Origin of the sequence: Frankia sp. KB5 (genome assembly GCF_002099325.1) — a bacterium.
Classification (GTDB): domain Bacteria; phylum Actinomycetota; class Actinomycetes; order Frankiales; family Frankiaceae; genus Frankia; species Frankia casuarinae.
On sequence record NZ_MRUJ01000214.1, the window covers coordinates 1 to 21,323 of the forward strand.

Below are 21,323 nucleotides of genomic sequence, written 5' to 3' on the forward strand. Positions count from 1 at the left end.
GTTCCCCACCGCCGGCCATCTCGCGTCCTGGGCGGGTATCTGTCCGGGGAACAACACCTCGGGAGGGAAACGCCTGTCCGGGCGGACCCGACACGGTAACAAGTGGTTACGTACCGCGTTGACCGAGGCCGCGCACGCCGCCGCCCGGAGCAAGGACACCTACCTGGCGTCCCACCACGCCCAGGTCCGTGGCCGCCGCGGTGTCCTGAAAGCGATCGGCGCGACCCGCCACGACATTCTCATCGCCTACTGGCACATCATCGCGAACAAGACCGTCTACCAGGACCTCGGCGGAGACTGGCATGCCCGCCGACGCCGGGACCCTGAACGCCGCCGGAAGAACCTCGTCGGCGAACTGGAGAAACTCGGCTACACCGTCACCATCACACCAGCGGCATAGCCGCTACCCCAGACAGAAAGGAACACCCGCAGCACGCRCACCGAATACCGATAAGACCAGCGTTGGAAGCCCGGCTCCCAGCGCCTTCCCGCATGCCCGGAACCAGCCCCTCCGCGGTCCAGCAATTCACTCCTCAGCGCGCTGATCGCGGTGGTCGAGCACACGATGTCGCGGGCGACCGCAGGGACCTGAGGTGATCCGCCCCGGGGCGGCCGGTGYCAGTCGCCCCGGGCAAGCGAGCCGACCCGAGCTCAGACGGGCGGGGGAAGCTTGCGGAGTTCGGCATCCAGCGGGACCTTGGTATTACCCGTATTGTTGACAATCTTGAGGTCGAAATCGTTCGCCTGCTGGTTCTGGTTCCACTGACCACCGACGAGGGCGATACGAGCCACGTTCTTCGGGACGTTGGGCTGAGCTCCGAACGCCACGGGTCCGACGATGGTCTGGGCGTCGACGTCGCGGATGGCCGTGGCGACGGCTTCTCGGTTGTCGAGGGAGTCGACGTTGCTCAGCGCCTTGACGGCGACCTCGAACAGGGCGTACGAGAATCCAAGGATCTGGGTCCACCCTTGGCCGCGGGCGCTRGTGAAGTCGTTGGCCAGCTCCAGGGACGTCTTGTTCGTCAGCGAGCTGCGGAAGGGATGCGCCGGTGACCACGCCACCTCGGTGGTAAGACCGTCACCACCGGTACCGAGGCCACGCACATCCTCCTGGAAGTAGATCGCCTTGGAGATCGTCAGGGCGTTCGGCGAGTAACCGAAGGTCCTGGTCTCCTTCCGGAAGGTGGCGAAGTCCGCGGCCCGGGACACGCCGACGACGGCCTGCACCCCGTTCTTCTCGAATTCATCGATATAGGTCTTGAATGAGGGCGCCCCGCTTGCGTAGCCGGCTGACATCGGCGACGTCAGCCGGAGATTGTTGTAATTGCGGATGGTGGGAATTCCGAAGTCCGGGTTGGCGAACGCGCGGCCGTCGTCGTCGTCCGGATACATGAGCCCCACCTTGGTGATCCCGAGCTGGCTCCACATCGCGACGTAGGTCGCCACCAGGTCCTCCATGCCCCAGAAAAAGTGGTAGGTCCAGCGGAAGGGCATGTCGACGTTRCCGCCCCGGCCATTCCACCAGGCCTGCCACGGGGCGATTGTGGAGATACAGGGAACCTGKTTGATCTCGCACTGGTCCGCGACGGGAACGGCAGTGTCGGAGGTGCCACCGACCAGCACGATGTCGACCTTGTCCTTGAAGATCAGGTCGGTTGTCGCAATCCCGGCGCCATGGCGGTCCGACTCGGAGTCCCGGACGAAGATCTCGACGGGATAGGTGCGGTTCCCCACCTTCACGCCATCGGCCAAGATCGTGCGCATCGTCTGCACCACATACGAGTCGACCACGCTGTGGCTGCGGAACGCCCCCGTCCGGGACGTCACATAGCCGAGACGTACCTTGCGCGCCGCGCTGGCCGAGGAGGATGAGCCCCCACACGCGGCCAACAGCCCGGCGGCCGGTGCCGCGACCGCCGCGGTCCCGGCCCAGCGAAGCAGACCACGCCGGTTAACGGTCCGTCGGCCGCTCTCCCGGGGAACGGGGACGCCCCCGTCCGCACCGCCAGCCACATCCGTCCTGCCAGCGGCGGCACACCGTCCGCCACCCTCACCACGGTCAGACCTGAGCATGGCACCTGATCCTGCCCCATGCCATCCTGAATCCGACAACGGGGGTCGGAACTCGGCAGATCCCGGGCTACCAGAGGCGCCTTAGATCCGACATATCGGTGTTTCACTTACCGTCAGCGTGGGGATGGATCTCCTCAGTTCACCCCGCAGTATCGGTGCGGTGCGCTGCCACTCGCGGTGAGTTCCAGCGTGCCCTGCGCCTTGTCGCGGATTCCGGCCCCGGGCTTGGCGATGTGCACCCCCGAAAGATCCTTCAGTGGCCCGCTGGTGAACTTCACGTTGCCGATCACATTCCCGCCGTCGTTACCGGCCACCGGCGTGATCGTGTACTGACCGGCGGTGCCGTCCCAGCTGTAGGCACCGGCGGTCCGTTCGACCACGAGCACACCGACGACATTGTCGGACAGCTTCAGGGGATTCGTCCCGGTAACCAGCCGGCATTCCCAACTGCCATCAATCATCGCCTTGCCATTGATCGCGTCCGGGCTGGTCGTGGTGGGCGTCGGCGAGCCACTGGGGGGAGCCGGCGAAACCGACGGCGCGCTCTTGCCGCCGCCATCGCCGCGCAGGAGTGCATAGCCGCCGACCGCGAGCAACGCGAGGACCAACGCAACGGCCAAAGGACCGATCCAATCCTGACGAAGCCAGGCGAGGCGATCCTCGCCGGAGAAGTCCTCGCCCTCCGGCTCATCCCGGRCATCCCCCTGTTCCCGCAGCCCCACCGCGCGGGCATCACGTCCGTAGGCCCGCCGCCCGGGCCCGGAATGGCCGCCGACCCCGGCGCCCTCCTCATGCCGGCCAGCATGTCCACGGCTCCTGGCGCCGGTTCCGCCCGCGCGACCGGCCCGGTCCGCGGTGCCACGCCGGCGCTCGCCGGCGCTCGCCGCACCCCCCTCACCCGATCGCGTCGATCCTGATGACCGGATGGGCTGGGGAGCCGAGACCGGTTGGAGACTGTTGGTGTCGGTCACCGGATTCGGGGTGCGGCGGCGGTCGGCAGGCACACTGCGACCACTCGGTTTGCGCACCGACCGGGAGGGCTGCCAGYCGCTGTCGTCATCCGGCGCGGCGCCGGCACCTCTGGCCTTTCCCGATCCCCGCCGGGGCACCAGGGACGTCCTCTCCGAGGGAGACTCGGGTCGGCGCCCCACCGGCGACAACGGAGTTCCGACCAGGCCACGCGCACCGGTCCCGGCCGGCAACGCGGAGGCGTCTGGCCGGTACAGCGGACGAGCGGTCGTCATCGTCTCCTCGACCCGAGGTACAGCCAGGTCGCCGGGCCGGCCGCTGGCCCGCGACGCATCGGCGTCGACCTCGGCAGCCGCCCGCCGCTCCGGGGCCGCGAGCGCCCGGCCGCGGGCCGGAGCGGACGGCCCGTTCTGGCCGGACAGCCGGTCGGTCGGACCGGCCAACGAGTCCCTCGGTCCAGACACCCGATTCGCCGGCACCCGCCAGTCGCTCCCCGTCGCAGCCTCCACCGGCGATCGTCGCCGGGCCACCGGGAGCGGTCCGGAGAGCGGGTCCTGGCGGCCGGGGACCAGTCCGGCGATCCCGTTGGGCCCGTTGGGCGGGAGAGAACGGACGGCATCTCCGGTGCCGGGCAGGGGAGTCCGCCAGCCTGCAAGATCCGCTCCGCCGTCGCGGGGGTCCCGCGGACGATCCTGGCGGGAGCGCAGACGGTCCTGGCGGAAGTGTGGGGGCAGGCCCCCGGTGGCCGGGCCCTGCCGGCCGACGGTGAGGTCGGCGGAGGCGGGGAACGCGCCGTTCCCGCCGGCGGCCTTACCCACGGGAAGGCCGTTGAGGCCCCCGGCGCCGTTGACCCCGGAACCGCCATTGACCCCGGAACCGCCATTGACCCCGGAACCGCCGTTCGGGCCCCTTTTTCCCGGACCCGGGTCCCTGCCGGGACGACTCGACGCCGATCCCGGCAGATAGGCTTCCGCGCCCCCGAATCCGCGGGGCGGAGTTGATGAGGTCGCGCCCGGACCAGCGGATCCGCCGCCACCGGGACGGACCTCGCCGGCCTCCCGGTTCGGGGCGCCCGGGCCCACTGCGGGCGTGCCCACACCGGGCAGTTGAACACGGGGCAGTTGAACACGGGGCGAGCTGTGCCCGTTCCAGGGATCCGTCGAGGAGTATGCGGTTTGGGGCCCGGCATCAGACGGCGGCGCGGCGGCGGTCACGCCAAAGCTCTCGGGCACCACCGGGAAGGCCGGGCCGGTGACCCGGCTCGGGGTGCCCGACTGGCCCGGAACTCCCCTGAGGTCCGCCGGCGACGTGGGAACGGCCCGGGACGGCAGCGCGGGAACCGGTCGGGCGGAGATCGGAAACCCACCGGTGAACGGGTCCGCGGAAGCCCCACCCCCCGGTCTCGCCCCGGAGGTGGTTCCCGCCGCCCCGCCGGCCCGTGGGGAACGGCCCATGTGCACCGGTCCCGACGGCGGACCGGTTGGGACCGGGTAGGTCTCCTGACCGGGTCCGCCCACCTGCGGGTCGGACGGCGTCGTAGCCGTCCTGGACGCCGCGGACGGTGGCGGGGAGGCCGAGGGGAGGTAGGACGTCGGCCGGGACGCAGCCGGCGGCGGACCGGCGGAAACCCGAGGACCCCTGGGAACAGGAGGAGCAGGAGAAGCCACCGGAGCGGCGGATGACACCGCCGGGGTGGACGGGCCCGCGGGAGCGGGGGGGGTCACCGAGATGCCCGGCGGGCGTCCACCGGCGGGTCCCGGCGCCGGACCGTCCCAGGTGGTGGTCACGTCGAAGGGATCGGCGGGACGCGCACCGCCGCCTGCCGGCGGCATGGCTGGTCGCGGTCCCGGCGCCGGCTCACGCCGGGACCGGGGGTTCGGATCCCAGGATGTGGGCGCGGGCTCACGGGAGACAGGACGGGCTGCCTGCTCGCCCACCCGCTCCACCGCGAAGAAATCGTCGTCACGACGGGGGGCAGCCGGGCGCCCCGTGGCACCGTTGCGGTCGGTGTCATAGGTCGTCACAGAACTATCACCCGCCTCCGGGTGCGGGCGCCGGGCGTCGGCGACGTTATCCCAGCTTCAGGCATCATGGCCGCTGAACCRCTGTATTTGATCATAGGGCGGCATCTCCTGCCCCCCCTGGTCAGCACGATGCGGGCAGTCATCGTGTGGACGTGCGTYGGGTAAATGTGTGATCTGGTCACGCCGCCGGGTCCCCCGCCCAGCCGGACGAATGCACGTGGAGCAGCCTCGCTCCGGCAGGGGCGGTCTCGGGATGTGTCCCGGAGAATCGCACCGCCATGACCGCCCACCGATGCGCGAAGGACGTCCTATCACATCACCGACGAAAAAGCAATAGCACTCTCGTCCGTCGTCCCRTAGCTCATCCAGGCATCTGACAATAGTTCTATCAGCCCACTGTACACTGGTAATCGTCATCGCTTGTCACGGCAGGCGGCATAGATCTCCCGCACGATGCGCTGCGACGACTCGGACTGGACGTTGTCACTGAACCGCTGGTACTCCTCCTGGGTGTAGCCGGCTTCCAACTTCTCCAGCGTGCAGGTGCAATAGCCTTCGTTACCGTTGCTGACGTCGAGGCACGAGCTGAGATATGCCTGACGGACCTCCGGGGAGTAACGGCCCTTCTCCGCCGCGGCCGGGCCGGCCGCGGTCCCGGAGTCCGATCCACCGCCGCCGAGGGCGAGGAATCCGATGACGCCGAGCCCGAGGCAGACGAGAACGACGGCGGCGCCGATCAGCAACGGCGGACGGTCGCGCACGTGCTGGACGAACGCGGTGACCCGTGCCGGCAGCCCGCCGGCCTCGTCGCGCCGGGCCGTCGCCCCGCGCCGAGCCGTCGCCCCGCGCCGAGCCGTCGATTCACGCCGGGAGATGGGCCCGGACGGTGCCCATCCACTGTCGTGCTCGTCGAACGACCCGGCGTACGGCCCCGGCTCGTCGTCCGGATCGTCGTCCCACCGCGATGTGCCGTCCGCCGCACCGCCGGCGGACGGGGCGTACGTCGCCGCCAAGCCCCCGACACGCCGGATCTCGCCGGTCGAGTCGCCGTCGCCCCAGGTCGTCTGCGCCGCGGCCGGCCCGGCGGACGCAGCCACCGGATCGACGGGATCCGCCGCACCCGCGCGGCGGGCCGGACCGGTCAGATCGCCCCGCTCCGACGGCCCGTGCGGTGCAATGACGTCCGCGGCCGGTTCCCCCCACCGGCCGCGCTGGCCGGTGGGGCCGTAGGGTGCCAGCCCCCGCGCGTCCGGCTCTGACGGCGTGGCCACCACCCCGCCCATGGTGCGGGGTGGATCGGTGAGCGCCCCGCCCCAACTCGGCGGTGCCGGAGCCGCTTCCACGGCACCGGGTCCGGCACCGGGTCCGGCACCGGGCGACGAGCCGGCAGCACCGGGCCGCCCACCAAACGAACCGCCCTGCGCTCCTACCTCGGACCCGACCCGACCGGACCCGGGCTCCCCGGCCGGACCGGCACCGAAGGCGGGCCCACCGGGATGGTTGCCGAATCGCGCCCAGGCCGACGAACCAGCCGGCGGCGCTGCCGATGACGGCTGCCAGGTCTGGGCAGCCTCGTCCCAGACGTAGGCACCGTCGTCGCTGACCCAACGGCCGTGCTCGTCGAGGCGCATCTGTCGTCCTTCATGCCGGAGACGGACCGCTTCCAGGGTGCCATGTCGGGTAAGAGGCCGGATCGACCGGGTACCGCCGGTGGTGACACACCATGGGCACATCCGTCGAGCTCGCGCATCAGCGAGCGACACCTCACGCGACGGCTACCGCCTCGCGGGACGCCCGACGACCACGCATGACGTGCGTCGTCGGTCACGGACCGGCGGTCACCATGATCTCCGCCTTCTGGAACTCCTTCAAAGTTGCGTATCCCGTCGTCGCCATTGCCGTGCGCAGACCGCCGGCCAGGTTGAGGACACCGGTTCTGGTCRCCGTGCCCGGACCGGTCACGATCTGCGCGAGCGTCCCGGTCGGGGTCACCGGCGACCAGCGTCCCCGCGGCAGGTCGGAGTGCAGCACGTCCATCGGCCAGGCCCCGCCCTGGCCCGGGGCCTCCCGTGCGGCCGCGAGCGCCGCGTCCACCATGACCGCGTCCGCGCCGCAGGCCACCGCCTTCGCGACGTCGCCGCCAGTCCGAAGATCACCATGCACGACGACGTGGACGTAGCGGCCGCCCGACTCGTCGAGATAACGCATGCGCGCACCGGCCGCATCCGCGATCGCGGTGGCAAGCGGCACGCCGACCCCGAGCTCGTCCCGGGTGCGGTCACCGAAGCCGGACCCGACGCCCACGATGACACCGGCCGCCCCGGTGCGCATGAGGTGCAGTGCGGTGGAGAACGACGCGCACCCGCCGACCAGCACCGGGATGTCCAGCTGGCCGATGAACCGTTTGAGGTTGAGCGGCTCGCTGCGGCGGGACTGATGCTCCGCCGAGACCGCCGTACCGTGGATGACGAGCAGATCGATCCCGGCGGYCAGCACGTGCGGGCACAGGGCCTTGACCTTCTGCGGACGCAGCGCCGCGRCCACGACCACCCCCGCGTCCCGAAGCTCGGTGAGACGCTGCGCGATCAGCCCCGGCTGGACCGGCGCGGAGTACAACGCGCGCAGCCGCTCGGTCGCCGCGTCCGGGCCCTGGGCGGCCCCGATCTTGCTGAGCTCGGCGATGTGGTTCTCCGGCTCCTCGTACCGGGTCCACAGCCCCTCGATGTGCAGAACACCGAGACCACCGAGCCGGCCGAGCGCGATCACCGACGCGGGTGAGGTCACCGCGTCGGCCGGAGCGGCCACGAGCGGCAGGTCGAACCGGTAGGCGTCGATCTCCCAGGCGAGCGAGACGTCCGCCGGGTCACGGGTCCGACGGGACGGAATGATGCCGACGGCGTCGAGACCATACGCGATCCGCGCGCTCTTGCCGATGCCGATCTCGACCTCTGCCACTGCTGGCGCCTCCTGATTGGGCCGGCGGGCTCGTGCCGACCGGAAAACTGACGTATCTGCTCCACGACTGACCGAACATCCCGGTGACCATCCGATCGGGTGGCCACCGGCTCGTCCCACCCTGCCGAGGTGACCGCGCCCGAGACACGACGGCCGTCACCGGCCTGGGGACGGCCCGGCGACGGCCTGGTCGGTCGCGCGACGCGATGGCGTCAGCGCGCGGAGTTGTAGTTTGGCGCCTCGACGGTCATCTGGATGTCATGGGGGTGGCTCTCGATCAGCCCCGCCGAGGTAATACGGATCAGCTGCGCCTCGTCCTGCATCCGCCGGATGGTGGGCGAGCCGGTGTAGCCCATCGCCGCCCGCAGACCGCCGACCAGCTGATGGGCCACGGCCGCCAGCGGACCCCGGTAGGGCACCTGGCCCTCGAMGCCCTCGGGAACCAGCTTGTCATCGGAGAGCACATCGTCCTGGAAGTACCGATCCTTCGAGTACGACCGCGCGCCGCCGCGGCTACGCATGGCGCCGAGTGAGCCCATACCCCGGTAAGCCTTGTACTGCTTGCCGTTGATGAAGATCAACTCTCCCGGGCTCTCGTCGACACCGGCCAGCAGGCTGCCCAGCATGACCGTGTCGGCGCCGACGGCGATGGCCTTCGCGATGTCACCCGAGTACTGCAGGCCGCCGTCGCCGATCACCGGCACACCGTGCTCCCGGGCGATGCGCGATGCCTCGTAGATGGCCGTGACCTGGGGGACGCCGACGCCGCTCACCACCCGGGTGGTACAGATCGAGCCGGGCCCGACCCCGACCTTGATGGCGTCCGCCCCGGCCGCGATCAGCGCCGCCGCGCCGGCTCCGGTCGCCACGTTGCCACCGATCACGTCGAGCGGCCGACCGTCCACCCCGGTCGGCATGTCGGTCTTGATCCGGCGCACCACGTCGGGCACGGCTCGATGATGCCCGTGCGCGGTGTCCACGACGAGGAAGTCGACCCCGGCGGCGACGAGGACCTGGGCGCGCTTGTAGGCATCCTCCCCCACGCCGACGGCGGCGCCGACCATCAGCCGGCCGTCGGTGTCCTTGGTGGCATGCGGGTACTGCTCCCGCTTGGTGAAGTCCTTGACGGTGATCAGACCGCGCAACCGGTCACGCTCGTCCACGATCGGCAGCTTCTCGACCTTGTGGCGGCGGAGCAGGGCGAGCGCGTCCTCCGGCGAGACGCCCACCGGTGCGGTGATCAGCGGCATCGGAGTCATGACGTCCTGCACTCGACGCGAGTAGTCCCGCTCGAAGCGGATGTCCCGGTTCGTCACGATGCCGACCAGCCTGCCGTCGGATTCCGTCACCGGGACACCCGAGATCCGGTACCGCGCCATGAGGACGTTCGCGTCCTCCAGGGTGGCGCCGGGTCCGCAGGTCACCGGCGCGGTGATCATCCCGGACTCGGAACGCTTCACCATGTCGACCTGCTGCGCCTGTTCGTCGATCGAGAGGTTGCGGTGCAGCACCCCGACCCCGCCCTGGCGCGCCATCGCGATGGCCATGCGGGCCTCGGTCACCGTGTCCATGGCCGACGACACCAACGGCACGGCGAGATCGATGCTCCGCGACAGGCGGGTCGTCGTGTCCGCCTCCGCCGGTACCAGATCGGAGGCGGCCGGAAGCAGCAGCACGTCGTCGAAGGTCAGCCCGAGCATCGCCAGCTTCGGCGGTACCGCGGCGGCCTCGGCCCCCAGCAGGTCGGGACGCGCGCCGACGTGGGTGCCCACCCCGGCCGGCAACGTGAAATCGGTGGCGAGGGGACCGTTCATGGCACCTTCCATYCCGCGTTGACCGAGGCCGCGGACCCAGACCGACGCCGCGGCACGAGCCCGCCCGCCGTCCTGGAGTGACGGGCCGCGCGCAACGGCGAAAAAGTCTACCTACTACCAGAACCGGGTTACCAGAACTGGGCTACCAGAATCGGGCACCGAGCGGCGGCACGGACTCCATCGTAGAGGTCACCGGCACCTATCGGCGGTTCCAGCGTGACCGACATCGCCATGGATGACATCTTCCTATACCACAGCGCCGTCCAACGTGCCTGATCCGGACCCACGCGCCCGGCAGAACAGCGGACCGACCACGACGGACCATGTCCGGAGGGYCGCACATCGGTGCCGAGACTCCGGATCGGGACCACTAAGCAGTCCGGGCAAGCGTAGCGTGGTCGTCGTGAGCGACGAGCCTGTCGACCCCTTCGCGGGCGACCCCGAGGATCCGGCTGCCGAGCTCGCGCRCCTCGACTCCGTTGACGACCTCGACCTGCTCGAACCGCTGTCCTTGCACGAGCGGGAGGAAGTCCTCGCCGAGCTGGGGGACCTCGACGTCTTCCGCACGCTGCTCGAGCCGCGCGGCTACCGCGGCCTTGTCGTCGACTGCGAGGGCTGCGCCGAGCCCCACTTCTTCGACTGGGACCTGCTGGTCGGCAACCTGCGCAACCTTCTCAACGAGGGGCGGACGAGAGTCCACGAGCCGGCGTTCGCGCCGAACCCGTCGTGCTACGTCAGCTGGGAGTACGCTCGCGGCTTCGCCGACGGGATCTACGAGGCGTCCGCCGCCTCGGAGGCGGACTCGCGCTGAGGCGGCCCCGCGTCGCCGCCTGGCCAGACACCCGGCCGGGTAGATCCCGCGTGCCGGGGATGACCCCGGCCGGGGTGGATGCCGCGCGCCGGCAGAGCGCGGCCGGCGGTGGCCACGCTAATTCCCGCTCAGGCCGTGTGACCGGCCGACCACCGGGGTAGGCGTTCGACCGTCAACAGAAGTTCCGCCGGACCTGCGGATCCGGCGCGGTCGGTCGGCCATGACGGAACACGGCGCCGGCCGGGAGTCCCGCGGCCGACTCGGACCCTGATCCGCCTGAGATCCCTGGACATCCAGGGACTTCCCGACCGTGTAACGGCCGGGCGGAACGACCCGTGACGCAGGCTCACCCGGGTGAAATTTCAAGATCATCCAAAGGGTGGCCCAGTACTACGGTGAAGCGGCGGCGCTTGCCGCTCAGGTCGAAAGGGGGCTCAGACCGATGACCGACGTCCGACGACTTCCAGGCCCCGGCGCGGAAAAGTGGGAATGGCAGCTGCACGGGGCGTGCCGTGGTGAGAGCACGGAGCTCTTCTTCCACCCGGAGGGCGAACGGGGGCCGGCCAGAGCCGCCCGTGAGGCCGCGGCCAAGGCGGTCTGCGCCCGCTGCCCGGTCATCCGCGACTGCGGTGAGTACGCGCTGACCGCCCGGGAGCCCTATGGCGTATGGGGCGGGCTGAGCGAGTCCGAACGGGATGCGATCCTCACCGGCCGCTCCCGGCGGGGGGCCGCGAGACGCACCCCGGCCCGCCCCGGACTCGCACCGGCCTGCTGAAGGAGGGCCGCCGGGTGCCGATAGGCGGACGGGTCGGGATATCCGGTCCTGGTCTCCTGGATCACCCACGACGGGTGAGTGACCCGGCAGCGACCCAACGCGCCGACGGCCCAACGCGCCGGAGCCCGGTCGATCCTCTGGGACCGACCGGGCTCCGGACGTACCGGGGCCCGGGGGCCGGGCCGCACCCGGCGGGGCCCCACGACGCCAATCCGGTCAGAAACCCGGGCCCTGCGGGTGGCTGTGCCCGTGGCCGTGGCCGTGGCCGTCCTGGGGAGCGGGCTCCGCCGGCTTCTCGACGACCAGGCCCTCGGTGGTGATGAGCAGAGCCGCGATCGAGGCGGCGTTCGCCACCGCCGACCGGGTGACCTTGACCGGGTCGATGACGCCGGCCGCGATCAGATCGGTGTACTCGCCGGTGGCCGCGTTGTACCCACGACCCGGCTCGAGCTCCTTGACCTTGGAGACGATGACCGCGCCCTCCAGACCAGCGTTGCGCGCGATCCACGACAGCGGGGCGTCGAGCGCGCGGCGCACGATCCGCACCCCGGCGAGCTCGTCCCCGGTGCGACCGAGCCCGTCATCGAGCACGGACGCCACGTGGGTGAGCGCGGAACCGCCGCCGGCGATGATGCCCTCCTCGATGGCCGCGCGGGTAGCYGACACGGCGTCCTCGAGGCGGTGCTTCCTCTCCTTGAGCTCCACCTCGGTGGCGGCGCCGACGCGGATGACCGCGACCCCACCGGCGAGCTTGGCCAACCGCTCCTGCAGCTTCTCGCGGTCCCAGTCGGAGTCGCTGACCTCGATCTCCTGCTTGAGCTGACGCACCCGATCGGCGATCGAGGAGGCCTCRCCAACCCCGTCAACGATGGTGGTGTTGTCCTTGTCCACCACGACCCGCCGGGCCCGGCCCAGGTCGGCCAACGTCACCGCGTCGAGGGAAAGACCGACCTCCGAGGCCACCACCTGGCCGCCGGTGAGCACGGCGATATCCTGCAGCAGTGCCTTGCGGCGGTCCCCAAACCCGGGAGCCTTGACCGCGACGACCTGGAAGGTCTTGCGGATCGAGTTCACCACCAGGGTGGACAGGGCCTCGCCCTCGACCTCCTCGGCGATGATCAGTAGCGGCTTGCGCTCCTGGACGACCTGCTCCAGCACGGGCAGGATCTCGTTCAGCGCCGAGATCTTGCCCGGGTAGAGCAGGACGTAGGCGTCCTCGAGCACGGCCTCCTGGGCCTCGGCGTCCGTGACGAAGTACGGCGAGATGTAGCCCTTGTCGAACTGCATGCCCTCGGTCAGTTCAAGGTCCAGCCCGAGGGTCTGGCTCTCCTCGACCGTGATGACGCCGTCCTTGCCGATCTTGTCGATCGCCTCGGCGATCAGTTCCCCGACCTGCGGGTCCTGAGCGGAGATGGCGGCGACCTGGGCGATGGTCTCCTTCGAGTTGACCTCGATGGCCTGCTTCAGCAGTGCCGCGGAGACGGYCTCGACGGCGGCCTCGATGCCCAGCTTCAGCGTCAGTGGGGCGGCCCCCGCGGTCACCTGCTTGAGACCGAAGCGCACCATCTCCTGGGCTAGCACGGTCGCCGTCGTGGTGCCGTCGCCAGCCACGTCGTTGGTCTTGGTGGCGACTTCCTTCGCGAGCTGGGCGCCCAGGTTCTCGTAGGGGTCCTCCAGCTCGATCTCGCGCGCGATCGTCACCCCGTCATTGGTGATCGTCGCGGCGCCGTAGTGCTTGTCGATGACGACATTGCGACCACGCGGGCCGATCGTCACCTTGACCGCGTTGGCCAGGGCGTTCACCCCGTGCTCGAGCGCGCGGCGGGCGTCCTCGTTGAACGTCAGAATCTTCGGCATACCTGGTTGTCCTCCCGACACCGAATACCGGTGAAAAACAGCAGGAGCGCGCCCCGCCGGCGAGCCCGGCGGAAACCGGGCGGCCGCCAGCGGGACGCGCCCCTTGGTGCTACCGGCGAGCGACCTACTTCTCGATGATCGCGAGGACGTCGCGAGCGGAGAGCACGAGGTACTCCTCGCCCGAGTACTTGACCTCGGTGCCGCCGTACTTGCTGTAAAGCACCACGTCGCCGACCTTGACGTCGAGCGGGACGCGCTTRCCGTCCTCGAACCGACCCGGGCCGACCGCGAGAACGATGCCCTCCTGGGGCTTCTCCTTCGCCGTGTCCGGAATCACGATCCCGGACGCGGTGGTCTGCTCCGCGTCGGAGGGCTGCACGACGATGCGGTCCTCGAGCGGCTTGATAGCAACCTTGGTGGCGGTCGTCACGATCGACCTCCCCCTTCCTGCGCTGGATGAGAGAGCGACCCTGGCGGCCTGCCGTCGCGGGTGAACAGGCGCCTGTTGTCGCTGGCACTCTCACGTGCCGAGTGCCAACTTAGCACCCGCGCCGCAGACGTCAACCAAGACGGTCGGATCTGTCAAGACGGCGGGAATTCGGGTCGTCCCGAGCCGGCCTGGCCAAGGCCCGGCTCTCCTTCGCGACGGCCCGTTCCCGCCGGTCGGCGCCCGGCGCCACGAGGCCCCATGAGCACATGAGCACATGAGCACCCGGGGACATGGGGGGCACCATGAGGACATGATCTGGATGTGGGAGGCCAAGGCGGCGCCCGGCCGGGCGAGCGGCCTGCGGGACTGGGCGATCGATGCGCTCGCGGGGCGGGACGGCGAGGTCTACGTCAGCAGCCAACGGGGCGAGGATCTCGTCGTCATCATGCTACGGACGCCGCCCGATGCGGGCATGTCCGTACAGACCACCGGGGACACCCGCTGTCCGCTGCCGAAGCCACCGGCCGAGCTGGCGAACGGCGATCCGCATACCTGGCAGTTCGAGCAGGTACACCCGCCGCACTGATCGGCCGCGTCCGGCACTGCCGCGTCCGGGCCGTGTCCGGCACCCGGCCAGGGCCGGATCACCCGGAGGCCGAACCACCCATCGGAAAGGGACCGCCAAGCGGAACAGGACTACCCGTCGGACGGGGCCGACTGACCGGGGCACGTCCCGTCCGGTGCGCACGCCATCCCAATGTCCCGCGCGTCGATCTCCCGCCTGGCGGCGTCGCAGGCGGCCGCTCCGTGCGTGGGGTCCACGGCAAGCATGTGGGCAGCGACACGCCGCAACAGATCGATGAAGGTCGCCCGTTCCGCCGCAGTCAGCGGGGAGAGCACGTGCTGATCGACGAGAAGCCGATCCTCCTGGCTGGCCCGGTACAACTGGACCCCGTGCTCCGTCGCGGTGATGATCCGGGCCCGCCGGTCCGCGGGATCGGGGTGCCGCTCAACCAGGCCGGCCCGCTCCAGATCATCGACCAGGCGGACCATCACCGTCCGGTCGATGCCGAACCGACGGGCCACCTCGATCTGGTTGCRCGCCTCACCCTCGACCGCGGCACCGAGAACGTGCAGCCCACGCAGCCCGCYGGGCACCCGGCCGACGGCGGCGGYCGAAGCGGCCGCATAGCCGTACCGCACCTGCCCCAATAGCCAGCCGAGGTCCTTCCCCGGGCCGTCGGGGAGGCTCTCCAGCCCCGGGGGAAGCCCGGCGGCCACCGCCGCGTCGCTCACCCTCACAAGGTACAGGCCCACAGAGGAATAATCTACCGCGATATAAGTTCTTAAGTAGACAATCTACTGTTAAGATGTTCCATGAATCCGATCTTCCCGTCAAAGAAGATCGATCATATTGATGATCGAATAATGATGGAGGGTTCCCCCGATGCCGCACCTGCTGCACGTCGACTCGAGCCTCGCCACCGAGAGCTCGACGTCCCGATCGATCGCCACCATCTTCGCCGAGGCCTGGCGCGAGGCGCACCCAGACGGGATCATCACCTATCGTGATCTGTCTGTCACCCCTCCTCCGCACCTGGACTGGGCGACCGTGTCGGCGAGGTTCACCCCGCCCGAGCAGCTCTCGGCGGAGCAAGCCGAGGCGGTCAAGAAAGGAGAGGAGCTGATCGCCGAGGTGGAGGCGGCAGACGAGTACCTGCTGTCGGTACCGATGTACAACTACGCGGTGCCGTCGACGTTCAAGGCGTGGATCGACCAGATCATCGTCATGGGACRCACGGTGCGGCAGGCTCCGGACGACAGCGCCCTCACCGGCAAGAAGGTGACGGTGGTCACCGCCCAGGGCGGGTCCTACGGGCCAGGCACACCCAAGGAGGGCTGGGATCACCAGCAGCCCTACGTGGCACACATCCTGGCGGCACTCGGCGCCACGGACATCGAGTTCATCCGCGTCGAGATGACGCTCGCCCCGGTGAATCCGGCGCTGGCCGAGTTCATCGACCTGTTCCAGCGCTCCAAGGCGGAGGCGGCGGCCGCGGCTCGGCTACGCGCCTCCGTCTGAGCCGTCCGCCCCACCCGTCGCGCGCCCGGCCGTAGACAGGCCGGGACGCCGGCGGGATACGAGGAGAGGACGGCTGGCCGGGCTGTACCGCCTGGTGACGGTGGGGTCAGACGGGTGTCAGGGCTCGACCCGAGAGGTGATGAGCAACGTCGCCTCGACGCGGTCGAGCAGCTCCGCGTAACCAACGGTGTCGATCTTCCGGACCCGCATCACGTAGGCATCTCCACCGGAAGGCTGGTAGTAACCGCGGCGCAGCCCAATGTCGACAAAGCCAAGCCGGCTGTAGAGAGCACGGGCCGCCTGGTTGTCGGTGCGGACCTCCAGCCCACAGTTGCGGGCACCGGCCCGCCGGGCGTCGCGCAGCAAGGCGATCATCAGACRGGCGCCCACCCCCCGCCCGCGCATCCGGGGCACGACGCCGATCGTCTGGATGTAGGCGCCGTCCTCGGCGAGCGCCAGCCCCGCATAACCGACGATCGCGGACGTGTCGTGCGTCGGGACGCCCTGTGGACGCCACAGCGCCGTCAGGTACCGCCGCTGCTCGCCCTGCGCGAGTTCGGACCAGAACAGCTCGGCCGTCCACGGATCGATGTCGAATACCGTCTGCTCCAGCTCGGCGACCATCGCCACGTGCCACCAGCGCATCGGAGCCAGGAGCAGATCCGGCCCATCCGGACCGGCGGGGTGTGGTCGCGGCTGCGTCAAACCGTGACCGGCTTCGGTGTGTGCGGTTCGGCCGCGTCCGGCCGCCGCAGGTAGAGCGGGACGAGGGGCTGGGGAGCACGCCCGGCCAGCACGTCGGCCCCGGCGAGACCGACGAGCAGCTCTGGCCGGGGATAGCCGTCGTCCGGCYGACCTGCGCCGGGCGCGGGCACCTCCCCGGCGGTGGCACCGGCCGTGGTACCGGCGAGTTCGGCGAAGATCTCCGGGTAGAGCACCGTTCCCGGGCCGACGACGCGGTCGACACCGAGGCCGCGCAGGAACCGGACGACGTCGGCCGGACGGCCAACGGCCGGATCGCCGACCCGCACCCCGTCGCGGTAACAGGCCCAGAAGACCTCGCGCCGACGGGCATCCGTCACGACGGCGACGGAGCCGCCGGTGGCGGCACCGATGGCATCCAGCGAGCACACCCCGTGCACCGGCACGCCTAGTGCGTCGGCGAAGGCGGCGGCGGTCACCATCCCGACCCGCAAACTGGTGAACGGCCCGGGACCGGCGCCCACGACCACGGCGTCGAGATCGGTAGGGCGGGCACCCCCCTCGGCGAGCACCGCGCGCATCGACGGCGCCAGCAGCTCCCCGTGGCGGCGGGCGTCGACGGTGACCATGACCGCTCGCGGCCACACGTGCACCCCGGGCGCGGCGCGCTCACCACCCGTCCCACTCACCGGCCGCGCGGGGTCGGACGACGTCAGCTCGGCGAGCGCAACCGAGCACGCTGCCGTGGATGTGTCAAGAGCCATCACCAGCACTCGTCCAGACTACGGATCGCCTCGCCGACCACGGCGGGCACCCACCCCACCACCACGATGCCACCGATGTCACGCCGCGCGCGGCGGGTCGATGCGGGGAGTCTCAACTCACCGGCGCACGTGCGCGCAGCCGTTCGATCCAGCTGGCCCCGGACGGGACGAGGCGGACTATCCGAGTCTCCCCGACCTCGTCGGCACGTGGCCGGGAGATCACGATCTCCAGATGATCCTGCGTGAGACGTTCCGCGAGACCGGCACCCCACTCGACCACGGTGACCGAGGTGTCGAMGTCGGCGTCGAGGTCGAGATCGTCGACCTCGACGACCCCACCGAGCCGGTAGGCGTCCACGTGCACGAGGGGAATCCGCCCGTCCGGGTAGATCCGGGCAAGCACGAACGTCGGCGAGGTGACCGTTTCCCGCACGCCCAGCCCGGCCGCGATCCCCTGGGCCAGAACCGTCTTGCCCGCGCCGAGCGGGCCGGAGAGCACGAGCAGGTCCCCGGGCCGCAGCAGGGTAGCCAACCAGGCCCCGAACTCCCGCATGCGCTCCGCCGTGGACACCTCGACCGTGTTCATGCGCCTTCCGTCGTCGCCTCGCTCCGGGGCCCGCGTGGGGAGACGGAGAATGTCTCGGACCGCGCCGACCGACCGGTCCGTCCCGACCCCGACCGACCGGTCCGTCCCGACCGACCTGTCTGTGCCGGCGCCGACCGACCTGTCTGTGCCGGCGCCGACCGGCCTGTCTGTGCCGACCCCGACCGCGGGCGCGGCATGGCGCGTGGCGCCGTCGCCTGCCGCGCAATCTCCCGGATTGCGGCGTTCACCACGTCCGGGCGTTCCAGCATGATGGCGTGCCCGGCGCCCTCCTCGACGATGAGCTCCGCCCGGGGCAACGCCTCCGCCAGGGTACGGCTGTGGGCGAGCGGGGTCATCAGGTCAACGTCCCCGACGATGAGCACGGTCGGGATCTCCGCCAGTCGCTCGGCCGCCGCGAGCCGATCGTGGTCGAGCAGGGTGGGCAGGAACGCCGCGATGACCGGGATCGGGGTGTCCGCGACCATGGTCTCCAGGAAGGAGACCACCGACGGCGGCAGTTCGGTCGATCCGAACCCGATGCGCCGCGTCAGCTCCCACGACAGGTCGCTGCCCCGCCGCCGGGCACGTTCGAGCAGGCTCGGCGCGTGCCGCATACCAACCGCGAAACCCGGCAGAACGCGGCGGACCACCCCGGTCACCGACGCCGGCAGCCCGAAGGTCAGCCGGGCCAGCTCACCGGCGCTGGTGGCGAGCAGGGCCACCCCGACGATGCGGTCATCGAACAGTTCCGGGTGGGTGTCGGCCAGGCCCAGCACCGTCATGCCGCCCATCGAATGGCCCACCAGGATAATCGGCCCCCGGGGGACCCGCTCGGTGATCACCCGGAAGAGGTCGTCGGCGAGTGCGTCGATAGTGCAGTTCTTGACCTCGGACGGCCCGGAACGCCCATGCGCCCGCTGATCGTAGAAGACCATCCGGCCGAGGTCTGTCAGCGCCCGCTGCTGCAGGATCCAGGAATCGGCCGTGACGCAGAACCCGTGGACGAACACCAGCGTCACCGGGGCGTCCGACGGGCCGGTCTCCTCGATATACAGCGGAACACCGTCCCCCGCGATCACGGTGGTGACCCAGCCCCCGATCGGCCCCATCCGCGCGTCGGACGCGAGATCGGCCGTCTCACGCCGACGGCGGATCATCCGCCGCTCGGCGACCAGGCCCGCCGCGACGGCGGCGGCACCAACCACCCCGAGCGATCCCGTGGCCCGAGCCGTGCGGGAACCCGCGATCGCACCCACGGTCTTCGCCATCGGCGCCACCTCTCCTCGGTGCCTCTTCTGCACCGATGATGCACCCGGCCACGCCGGCCGACGGGCCCCCCGGCCGGGACGTGGGGGGCGTCGGCCGGGACCTGGGGACGTCGGATGCGCGGCCGGGGAAGATCACCGGTCCTGTGCGCGGATCCCGTGCTCAGGCGAAGCCCGGCATCGGGAAGGCTGCGGTCAGCTCGGTGACCTGCTCCCGGACCCGGGTGATGGTCGCGGTGTCGCCGACCACGGCGGCCTTGACGACATCGTCGATCCAGCCGGCGAGCACCGGCATGTGACCGACCCCCAGACCGCGGGTGGTGATGGCGGCGGTTCCCAGCCGGATACCGGACGGGTCGAAGGGCCTGCGCTGGTCGAAGGGCACCGCGTTGTAGTTCAGCTCGATCCCGGCCTGGTCGAGCGCCCGGGCCGCGGGCTTGCCACCGATGTCCCTGCTGGTCAGGTCGATCAGGATCAGATGGTTGTCGGTACCGCCGGTGACCAGGTCGAAGCCCCGCTCCACCAGGGCCTCGGCCAGCGCGCGGGCGTTCGCCACGACCGCGTGCGCGTAGTCGCGGAACGCGGGTGCCGCCGCCTCGCGCAGTGCGACGGCGATCGCCGCGGTGGTGTGGTTGTGCGGCCCGCCCTGCAGGCCCGGGAACACCGCCTTGTCGATCGCGGTGGCGTGCTCGGCGTCGGAGAGGAGCATCGCCCCACGCGGGCCGCGCAACGTCTTGTGCGTGGTGGTGGAGATCACCGGGGCGTGCCCCACCGGCGAGGGGTGTGCCCCACCCGCGATCAGCCCGGCGATGTGCGCGATGTCCGCGACGAGCACCGCCCCGACCTCCCGCGCGATCGCGGCGAACCCCGGGAAGTCGATCGTCCGAGGGATCGCCGTACCGCCGCAGAAAATAATCCTGGGACGCTCGGCCAGAGCGAGGTCGCGCACCTCGTCCAGGTCGATGCGGCCGGTGTCGGCGCGCACGCCGTACCGGACACTGCGGAACCACGTGCCGGTCGCGGAGACGCTCCAGCCGTGGGTCAGATGGCCGCCCATCGGCAGCGACAGGCCCATCACGGTGTCCCCCGGCTCGGCGAAGGCCAGATAGACGGCGAGGTTCGCCGGGGAACCCGAGTACGGCTGGACGTTGGCGTRCTCGACCCCGAACAGCGCCTTGGCACGGTCGACCGCAAGCGTCTCGATCGGATCGATGACCTGCTGGCCCTCGTAGTAACGCCGACCGACGTAGCCCTCGGAGTACTTGTTGGTCAGCACGGAGCCGGACGCCTCCAGCACCGCGGTAGAGACGTAGTTCTCCGACGCGATCAGCCTGATCGACGAGAACTGGYGCGTGGCTTCGGCCTCGACGAGACCGGCGAGTTCGGGATCGGCGACGGCGAGGTGGGGAATCGGTGGTTGATGCACCTTGACCTCCGGCAGGTCTGATCCGGCCGGGGGTGCCCAGGCGCGCGGCACCGTTCCGCTCGATCGCTCCCCGGTGGTCAGTTCCACCTCGATGCGCCAGTCACGACTCCGGGCCGAGTCTAGGGGATGAGCCCCGCCCCACAGCACCGGATCCACGCCGGTGCGACGCGTCGCGACGGCACCGGGCGTCGCGAAGACGACAAATGTCGTGAAGACGACAAGCCGGGCGCAGGCCACAGCACCGACGTCCACCGGACCGGGTGGGAGCGGGCCGACTACCGTGGAAGTGCCGCCCCGGCTGGATCGGCTGGATCGGCTGGATCGAGAAGCCGGGAGCGGACGGATCCAGTGGGATCAGATCGATCAGCGAGTGTGGACCGGAGGCGGAGATCGTGCGGCTGAGGTGGCACAGGAGCAAGGACATCCCGGCGAGCGCAGGCCGTCGTCTGACGGGCCCGGAGCGCGCCGCCGCACTAGGGGTGCCGGACGACACCGAGCCGGCCGAGGGCCCCGGCGCCGCGGCTCCGGCTCCGGTGCCGGCCGGGCCGGTGATGCTGACACTGACCACCCGCTCCCGCCTCGAGGAGGCCGAGCGCGAGGCCGCCGTCTCCCGTCCCGTGCGTCGGCGGATGGAGCGCGGCTCGCTCGGCGGCCACGTGTCGCCCACCGGCGGTCACGGTTCCGGCGGTGCCTGCGGCCCCGGCGGCTGCGGCTGAGCCCGCATCCCGCATCCCGCATCTTCGACTCGTCCGGCGCCGCCCGGCGGGCCGTCAGACGTAGCGGCGGGGG

Annotated in this window: 19 protein-coding genes and 1 riboswitch; of the genes, 6 read left to right on the forward strand and 13 right to left on the reverse strand. The window is 70.7% G+C overall.

What is annotated here, in order from left to right; all coding sequences use genetic code 11:
* Nucleotides 1-400 (forward strand): transposase (locus KBI5_RS19090; RefSeq protein ID WP_133057084.1); only part of this gene is annotated, 400 nt, incomplete at its 5' end.
* 251 nt (nucleotides 401-651) lie between these two features.
* Here the strand turns inward: KBI5_RS19090 and KBI5_RS19095 are convergent.
* The 5 genes from KBI5_RS19095 to guaB form a co-directional block, all read right to left on the reverse strand.
* On the reverse strand, nucleotides 652-2,073 hold the full coding sequence (locus tag KBI5_RS19095; RefSeq protein ID WP_085016012.1) for an ABC transporter substrate-binding protein: 1,422 nt from the start codon (nucleotides 2,071-2,073) through the stop codon (nucleotides 652-654).
* Between the two features lie 134 nt (nucleotides 2,074-2,207).
* Nucleotides 2,208-3,860: a hypothetical protein gene (locus KBI5_RS26500; RefSeq protein WP_157902552.1), complete on the reverse strand. Its 1,653-nt coding sequence runs from the start codon at nucleotides 3,858-3,860 to the stop codon at nucleotides 2,208-2,210.
* A gap of 1,619 nt (nucleotides 3,861-5,479) precedes the next feature.
* The gene (locus KBI5_RS19110; RefSeq protein ID WP_085016014.1) at nucleotides 5,480-6,697 is read right to left on the reverse strand and encodes a hypothetical protein; all 1,218 of its coding nucleotides are present in this window, start codon (nucleotides 6,695-6,697) and stop codon (nucleotides 5,480-5,482) included.
* A gap of 193 nt (nucleotides 6,698-6,890) precedes the next feature.
* The gene (locus tag KBI5_RS19115; RefSeq protein ID WP_085016015.1) at nucleotides 6,891-8,021 is read right to left on the reverse strand and encodes a GuaB3 family IMP dehydrogenase-related protein; all 1,131 of its coding nucleotides are present in this window, start codon (nucleotides 8,019-8,021) and stop codon (nucleotides 6,891-6,893) included.
* 212 nt (nucleotides 8,022-8,233) lie between these two features.
* Nucleotides 8,234-9,721, reverse strand: coding sequence for an IMP dehydrogenase (gene guaB, locus KBI5_RS19120; RefSeq protein WP_206745267.1), 1,488 nt, complete (start codon nucleotides 9,719-9,721; stop codon nucleotides 8,234-8,236).
* Between the two features lie 508 nt (nucleotides 9,722-10,229).
* Here guaB and KBI5_RS19125 point away from each other — a divergent pair.
* Nucleotides 10,230-10,646: a DUF5319 domain-containing protein gene (locus KBI5_RS19125; RefSeq protein ID WP_085016016.1), complete on the forward strand. Its 417-nt coding sequence runs from the start codon at nucleotides 10,230-10,232 to the stop codon at nucleotides 10,644-10,646.
* 442 nt (nucleotides 10,647-11,088) lie between these two features.
* A complete protein-coding gene (locus KBI5_RS19130) occupies nucleotides 11,089-11,421 on the forward strand; it encodes a WhiB family transcriptional regulator (protein ID WP_011435087.1) in 333 nt (110 codons plus the stop codon).
* A 216-nt stretch (nucleotides 11,422-11,637) separates the two neighbouring features.
* Here the strand turns inward: KBI5_RS19130 and groL are convergent, their stop codons facing one another.
* Both groL and groES read right to left on the reverse strand, forming a co-directional pair.
* On the reverse strand, nucleotides 11,638-13,278 hold the full coding sequence (gene groL, locus KBI5_RS19135; protein ID WP_085016017.1) for a chaperonin GroEL: 1,641 nt from the start codon (nucleotides 13,276-13,278) through the stop codon (nucleotides 11,638-11,640).
* Between the two features lie 124 nt (nucleotides 13,279-13,402).
* Nucleotides 13,403-13,711, reverse strand: a complete 309-nt coding sequence (groES, locus tag KBI5_RS19140) for a co-chaperone GroES (RefSeq protein WP_035729604.1) — start codon at nucleotides 13,709-13,711, stop codon at nucleotides 13,403-13,405.
* 307 nt (nucleotides 13,712-14,018) lie between these two features.
* On the opposite strand from groES, the gene KBI5_RS19145 reads away from it, so the two are divergent.
* Nucleotides 14,019-14,294 carry a hypothetical protein gene (locus tag KBI5_RS19145; RefSeq protein ID WP_011435084.1) on the forward strand — a complete coding sequence of 92 codons (276 nt, stop codon included), beginning with the start codon at nucleotides 14,019-14,021 and terminating at the stop codon, nucleotides 14,292-14,294.
* 110 nt (nucleotides 14,295-14,404) lie between these two features.
* On the opposite strand, the gene KBI5_RS19150 is transcribed toward KBI5_RS19145, so the two are convergent.
* Nucleotides 14,405-15,004: a MarR family winged helix-turn-helix transcriptional regulator gene (locus tag KBI5_RS19150; RefSeq protein WP_241883022.1), complete on the reverse strand. Its 600-nt coding sequence runs from the start codon at nucleotides 15,002-15,004 to the stop codon at nucleotides 14,405-14,407.
* Between the two features lie 151 nt (nucleotides 15,005-15,155).
* Between KBI5_RS19150 and KBI5_RS19155 the strand changes: the two genes are divergently transcribed.
* On the forward strand, nucleotides 15,156-15,791 hold the full coding sequence (locus tag KBI5_RS19155) for an NAD(P)H-dependent oxidoreductase (protein WP_085016018.1): 636 nt from the start codon (nucleotides 15,156-15,158) through the stop codon (nucleotides 15,789-15,791).
* A gap of 117 nt (nucleotides 15,792-15,908) precedes the next feature.
* Here the strand turns inward: KBI5_RS19155 and rimI are convergent, their stop codons facing one another.
* The 5 genes from rimI to glyA all read right to left on the reverse strand — a co-directional run bounded on the left by rimI (nucleotide 15,909) and on the right by glyA (nucleotide 20,534).
* The gene (gene rimI, locus KBI5_RS19160; protein WP_198537809.1) at nucleotides 15,909-16,436 is read right to left on the reverse strand and encodes a ribosomal protein S18-alanine N-acetyltransferase; all 528 of its coding nucleotides are present in this window, start codon (nucleotides 16,434-16,436) and stop codon (nucleotides 15,909-15,911) included.
* A 56-nt stretch (nucleotides 16,437-16,492) separates the two neighbouring features.
* Nucleotides 16,493-17,257 (reverse strand): tRNA (adenosine(37)-N6)-threonylcarbamoyltransferase complex dimerization subunit type 1 TsaB, encoded by a 765-nt coding sequence (tsaB, locus tag KBI5_RS19165; RefSeq protein ID WP_085016023.1) that lies wholly within the window; start codon nucleotides 17,255-17,257, stop codon nucleotides 16,493-16,495.
* A 112-nt stretch (nucleotides 17,258-17,369) separates the two neighbouring features.
* Complete coding sequence (gene tsaE, locus KBI5_RS19170) at nucleotides 17,370-17,843, reverse strand: tRNA (adenosine(37)-N6)-threonylcarbamoyltransferase complex ATPase subunit type 1 TsaE (protein WP_085016020.1); 474 nt, start codon at nucleotides 17,841-17,843, stop codon at nucleotides 17,370-17,372.
* Complete coding sequence (locus KBI5_RS19175; RefSeq protein WP_011435078.1) at nucleotides 17,840-19,111, reverse strand: alpha/beta hydrolase; 1,272 nt, start codon at nucleotides 19,109-19,111, stop codon at nucleotides 17,840-17,842. The genes tsaE and KBI5_RS19175 overlap by 4 nt, the downstream gene beginning before the upstream one ends.
* 160 nt (nucleotides 19,112-19,271) lie before the next feature.
* Nucleotides 19,272-20,534, reverse strand: coding sequence for a serine hydroxymethyltransferase (gene glyA, locus KBI5_RS19180; RefSeq protein WP_085016024.1), 1,263 nt, complete (start codon nucleotides 20,532-20,534; stop codon nucleotides 19,272-19,274).
* A 27-nt stretch (nucleotides 20,535-20,561) separates the two neighbouring features.
* A riboswitch (ZMP/ZTP riboswitch) is annotated at nucleotides 20,562-20,648 on the reverse strand.
* A 278-nt stretch (nucleotides 20,649-20,926) separates the two neighbouring features.
* Here glyA and KBI5_RS19185 point away from each other — a divergent pair.
* The gene (locus KBI5_RS19185) at nucleotides 20,927-21,250 is read left to right on the forward strand and encodes a hypothetical protein (protein ID WP_011435076.1); all 324 of its coding nucleotides are present in this window, start codon (nucleotides 20,927-20,929) and stop codon (nucleotides 21,248-21,250) included.
* Nucleotides 21,251-21,323 lie beyond the last annotated feature (73 nt).